Annotated in this window: 2 protein-coding genes; both read left to right on the forward strand. The window is 45.4% G+C overall.

Annotation, left to right across the window (positions count from 1 at the left end; translation table 11 throughout):
* Positions 1-178 precede the first annotated feature (178 nt).
* Positions 179-4747, forward strand: coding sequence for an amino acid adenylation domain-containing protein (locus AC1F2U_RS34380; RefSeq protein ID WP_480265217.1), 4569 nt, complete (start codon positions 179-181; stop codon positions 4745-4747).
* A 46-nt stretch (positions 4748-4793) separates the two neighbouring features.
* Complete coding sequence (locus AC1F2U_RS34385; protein WP_480265218.1) at positions 4794-6410, forward strand: condensation domain-containing protein; 1617 nt, start codon at positions 4794-4796, stop codon at positions 6408-6410.
* Positions 6411-6502: the final 92 nt, after the last annotated feature.

Raw genomic sequence — 6502 nt, forward strand, 5'->3', positions numbered from 1 at the left:
CGCCAACGCAAACATCGCCTTCACCATGATCCAATTACCGCAATACAAGGTTTGGTCAATCAACATACAGAAATTCTCTCTGTGCTTGAGTCTCAAGCCCTAAAATACCAATTAGATAGCTAGGGCAGGAAACTTACCTGTCTCCTTTGCTCAAGAGCGAGTATACTTCATCCAACAAGTGGCTCCTGAAAGTAGTGCCTACCAAGCTCAGGCAACTCTGCGATTCACGGGGCAACTTGATGTCACAGTACTACAACAGTGCCTCAAAGAGATAGTGCGCCGACATGAAATCTTCCGCACGACTTTTCCGGCAATAGATGGACGATTATTTCAGGTAATCCACCCAGCCGAATTAATCAGCTTAAGAATAGTAGACCTCCAGACATTTTCTGAGCCTGAGCGGGAAGCAGAAGCTCAACGACTGCTGGAAGCAGAAGTACAAAAGCCCTTTGACTTAACTCAGCTGCCACTCGTCAAGTGGTTATTGTTGAGACTGAGCGATCAAGAACATCTATTAATCCACATTGAACATCACATGGTTCATGATGGCTGGTCTTTTAATAATGTATTCTTGAGTGAGTTTGTAGAACTTTATCAAGCCTTTTGTTTGGGTAATCCTTCCCCATTGCCGGAATTGCCGCTCCAGTTCGTGGACTATGCCCATTGGCAGCGAGAGTGGGTGTGTAGTCAACAAGCCCAAGCCCAATTGGCCTATTGGCAGCAGCAGTTATCTGGCAGTTCACCTTTGTTGGAATTACCATTAGACCGCCCGCGATCGCTAGAACAAACATACCAAGGCGCTCAAATTAGGGTAGAGCTTCCCAGCAGCTTGTGTGAATCTGTGATGGCTCTCAGCCGTCAAGAGGGTGTCACCTTATTTATGACGACACTGGCGGCTTTTCTGGTAATGCTGCACCGATACACTGGGCAGGACGATTTGTGCGTGGGGACAGCTGTTGCCAATCGACGGATGCGCCAGACAGAGAAGTTAATTGGTATGATCGTCAATAACCTAGTTTTACGCACCGATTTGTCTGGCAATCCCACATTTCGGGAGTTACTGAGTCGAGTTTGCCAAGTTAGTCTAGAAGCGTTTGCTAATGAAGACCTGCCCTTTGATAAGGTGGTAGAAGTTCTCAAGCCAATACGGAATCTGAGCTACAATCCACTGTTTCAAGTGATGTTCAGCTTCCATGATTCCCCAATGCCAGATTTGAGTTTCCCAGGCTTGAACATCAGCCCGAATGTAGCCCTCAGTAACAAATCAGCAAAGTTCGATTTGGATGTCGTGCTGATCCCACATTCCCAGCAACATGGCACAAAGAAGGGAATCACCGTTATTTGGGAATACAACACCGACTTATTTGATGCTGCCACAATCCAGCAAATGGTAGAACAGTATCAAATTTTACTAGGAGGAATTGTTCTCAATCCAGAGCAGCGAGTTTCAGAATTGCCGTTGCTCACAGCAACTCAGGAGCAGTTGCTAGAGTCATGGAATCAGACTAATAGGGAATATCCCTCTAGAGAATGTGTCCACCAGTTATTTGCGGCACAAGTGGAGTTAACGCCTAATGCTATAGCCATAGAGCAGGATGGTCAAAAATTAACCTACCGGGAATTGAGCGATCGCGCCAATCAACTAGCCCACTATCTGCAAAGTTTGGGAGTCAAACCAGAAACCTTAGTTGGTATCTGCGTTGACCGTTCCTTAGAGATGATTGTCGGCTTACTTGGCATTCTCAAAGCTGGCGGTGCTTATGTTCCCCTTGACCCCGCCTATCCCAAAGAGCGACTCGTCTACATTCAAGAAGATATGCAACTGGACATTTTGCTGACTCAAGCAAAATTCCAGGACAAACTACCACAACAGTTGGAAACAACGATCTGTTTAGATACGGATTGGCCAGTAATTGCTCAACACAGGACACTCAACCCGACTAGTGACGTTCAACTTGACAACCTTGCCTATATTATTTACACCTCTGGTTCCACAGGAAAACCCAAAGGGGTAATGATTGAACATCGCTCATTGGCGAACTTTGCCATAACCGCCGCGCATGAATATGGAATTAAAGGATGCGATCGCCTGCTGCAATTTGCCTCCATCTGTTTTGATACGGCTATTGAAGAAATCTTTCCCAGTCTATTAGTCGGCGCGACATTAGTGCTGCGAACCGAACAGATGCTACACTCTAGTGACGAATTTTGGCGGTGTTGTCGAGAATGGCAGTTAACTGTCTTGAATTTTCCCACAGCCTACTGGCATCAGTTAGTAGCTGACCTGATTCCCCAAGACTCTCGGATTCCTAAATGTCTTAAAACAGTAATTGTTGGCGGAGAAGAAGCTCAACTAGAAAAAGTCAAGCACTGGCACAGCAGTGTTACTCATTTTCCACAGTCACCCGAATTATTTAACGGATACGGGCCAACGGAAGCAACAGTTACCACAACCCTACAACGCCTCAATTCCTCAGCAGCCACTGACCTTTCTATTGGACGGCCTATTAGCAGTGCTCAGGTTTATATCTTAGATCGACATCTGCAAAAAGTGCCAATAGGAGTTCCCGGAGAATTGCATATTGGCGGAGCCGGATTAGCCAGAGGTTATTGGCAACGTCCTGAACTGACAGCTGTTAAATTTATCCAAATTTCGGTTCCTTATATAACCTGTACTCGTCTCTACAAAACAGGTGATTTAGCAAAATTCCGAGCAGATGGCACGCTGGAATATCTTGGTCGAGTTGACGATCAGGTAAAGATTCGCGGCTTCCGCATCGAGTTAGGAGAAATTGAGACGGCGCTAAGTCAACATCCACAGGTATTTCAAACTGTCGTGACTGCCCGTGAAGACATCCCTGGACAAAAGCGGCTTGTAGCTTATATCGTTCCACACCAGCCGCAGCCGACCGCCGATGAACTATGCCATTTTCTTAAAGAGAAGCTGCCAAATTACATGGTTCCCTCGGTTTTCATGCTGCTGCCAGCACTGCCGATGACTCCCAACCATAAGGTAGATCGCCACGCCTTACCAACTCCTGACCTCTCCCGTAAGGTAGAAGATAACTTTACTGCCCCCCGTACCACCACTGAAAAGACATTAGCAGCGATTTGGTCGGAAATCTTAAGATTAGAAAAAGTCGGCATTCACGATAACTACTTTGAACTGGGCGGAGACTCCATTGTCAGCATTCAAATTGTTTCCCGTGCCAATCAAGCAGGTATCCAAATTGCCCCAAAACAGCTATTTCAGTACCAAACTATTGCTGAGTTAGCTACCGTGGCAGGCATGACTCGCTCTGTGAAAGCAGAACAAGGGTTAGTAACTGGCTCTGTGGCGCTTACACCCATCCAAAAGTGGTTTTTCGAGCAGAAATTGCCGGAACCTCATTACTTTAACCAATCAGCATTGCTAGAGGTTCCACCAGATGTGAAACCAGAGCAATTGCAGCAAGTTGTACAACAATTGTTACTACATCATGATGCTCTGCGTCTGCGGTTTGTGCAAGAAGGGGAACACTGGCAACAGATTAACGCCGCCCAGAAAGTTGTGCCGTTCAGCGTCATTGATTTGTCACACCTGTCGCCAGCAGAACAACAAACAGCGATTAAGGCTGTAGATAATGAACTTCAAGCTAGTTTAAACCTATCCACCGGGCCGATCGCACAAATAGCACTGTTGCAGTTAGGCAAGGATCGGCCTAGTCGGTTACTGTTCATCATCCATCATTTAGGAGTAGATGGAATTTCTTGGCGGATTTTGCTCGAAGACTTGGCTACTGGCTACCAACAAATTAGCCGTGGGGAAACTATCAAACTACCATCCAAGACTACTTCCTTTCAATATTGGAGCGATCGCCTTACAGAATACGCGCAATCAGAAGCGGTTACACATGAGCTAGAGTACTGGTTGAATCAGTCTAATAACATTACTACCTTACCAGTAGACTATCCTTCAGGTAAAGAGGATGATACCATAGCCTCAGCTGCTTCTGTGTCACTTTCTTTGACTGAAGAACAGACCCGCGCCCTGTTGCAAGATGTACCCTCTGCCTATAACACTCAAATTAACGATGTGCTTTTGACTGCCCTAGCGCAAAGTTTTGCTCAATGGACGGGAGAACATTCCTTGCTCATTGACCTTGAAGGTCATGGACGGGAAGACTTATTTGAGGATGTAGATTTGTCGCGCACTGTGGGTTGGTTTACCACCATTATCCCCGTTCGCTTAGAGCTAGAAGAAGTTGACCATCCAGGAGAAGCTTTAAAGTCAGTTAAAGAACAACTACGGCGCATCCCTAATCGGGGCATTGGTTATGGCCTATGGCGATATTTGCGACAAGATGAATCGACACATCAAATACAGGCTTTACCTCCAGCACAAGTAAGTTTTAACTACCTTGGTCAGTTTGATCGGGTGATGTTGGCATCGTCGGTACTGGGTTTGACTAAAGAAATGAAAGCCCAACAGAGCGAACTTGGCAGACGCAGCCACCTGCTAGGAGTGAGCGGATTTATTCGCTCAAGCAGGCTGGAAATGACTTGGACTTACAGTGAAAAAGTTCATCAACAAGCCACTATTGAGAATTTGGCTTCTAAATATATAGAAGCGTTGCAAAGGCTAATTGCCCACTGCCAAACCTCTGATGCTGGAGGCTATACACCTTCGGATTTTTCAGGCGCCAAACTCAGCCAAAAACAGCTTGATAAATTCCTTGCCGAAGTCAAAAGAACTAACAGGAGGTAGTTCAGTGAAAGATAAAGATATTGAAGATATATATGAACTTTCGCCTATGCAGCAGGGTATGCTCTTTCATACCCTTTACGCTCCAGACTCATGGGTATATTTTGAGCAGCTAACTTGTACTCTTGAGGGCGAGTTAAATGTCCTAGTTTTCCAACAAGCATGGCAGCAAGTGGTAAATCGCTACACAATTTTGCGGAGTTCTTTTTATTGGGAAGATTTGGAAAAGCCGCTACAAATAGTCAACAAGCGAGTCGATTTACCTTGGTTTGAGTATAACTGGTGTGATTTCACGACCGATGAACAGCAGCAAAACTTAGAGACGTTTTTGGCAAGCGATCGCCACAAAGGATTTAAACTTGACAAAGCTCCACTAATGCGGCTTGCTTTAATTCACATAAGCGATGGCAATTATCAATTTGTCTGGAGTCATCATCATTTATTATGTGATGGCTGGTCGATGCCAATCATCCTCAAAGAAGTCTTTACCTTGTATAATGCCAATATTAGAGGCGATCGCTTACAGTTACAGCCACCTCGTCCCTATCGAGACTACATCACTTGGTTGCAGCAAAAAGACCTCTCTAAAGGAAAGAGCTTTTGGCAGCAAGTACTTCAAGGTTTTACTGCCCCCACTCCTTTAGTAGTTGATAGATTGGTGAATGATAATTCCCACCCAAAACAAATCTACGATGAGCAGTATCTCAAATTACCAACCCAGATAACAACCGTCCTCTCTGACTTCGCTCGCCAGCATCACTTAACCCTCAACAATTTGGTACAAGGAGCATGGGCGATTCTGCTTTCTCGCTACAGTGGTGAAATAGATGTGGTCTTTGGAGCCACTGTTTCTGGTCGTCCCGCCACACTCTCAGGGGTAGAATCGATGGTGGGGCTATTTATCAATACTCTACCCGTGCGGTTAGAAGTTTCACCAGAAGCCGAACTTTTACCCTGGCTGAAGAATTTACAAGCACAGCAAGTAGAACGGGAGCAATACTCCTACAATCCACTGTTTGAAATTCAACAACTGAGTGAAGTTCCTCCAGGTTTGCCCTTGTTTGAGAGCTTGTTGGTGTTTGAGAATTATCCAATAGATACTTCCAGACAGAAGGAAAATCACACTTTAGAAGTTAGTAATCTTAAATGTTTTGAACATACAAATTATCCCTTGACAGTGGTAGCCGTTCCCAAATCAGAATTGTCTTTGAGAATTAGCTACGATACTAGCCGCTTTCAGGCAACTACTATTCATCGGATGCTAGGGCATTTGCAGACCATACTAGAGGAAATTGCCGCTAATCCAGAACGGCGAATATCGGAATTGTCCATACTGACGGCAAACGAACGGCAGCAGTTACTCGTCAAGTGGAATGATACTTACGCAGATTTTCCTACTGACCAGTGTATCCATCAATTGTTTGAAGCGCAGGTGGCACGGACACCCAATGCAATAGCAGTGGTGTTTGAAAAAGAGCAGTTGACTTACCAGCAGTTAAACGCCCGTGCTAATCAATTAGCTCACCACCTGCAAACTTTAGGAGTCAGTCCAGAAGTACTAGTAGGGATTTGCGTTGAGCGCTCCCTAGAGATGATTGTAGGGATATTGGGCATTCTCAAGGCGGGTGGAGTCCCTAGCTATCTAATTGGTGTTGTTTGCAGGTAAACTGAAAAACACCTACCAGCAGACATTCCTCCGTGATAGTAAAGTTACCTAGCCACCGCCCACAAAGACATTTCCCGGATGCCAAACGAATA

Source organism: Nostoc sp. LEGE 12454 (assembly GCF_056620565.1).

Excerpts from the sequence above, each read along its gene's own strand:
- AC1F2U_RS34385 (WP_480265218.1), top strand. The coding sequence starts at position 4,794 with ATGCAGCAGGGTATGCTCTTTCATACCCTTTACGCTCCAGACTCATGG.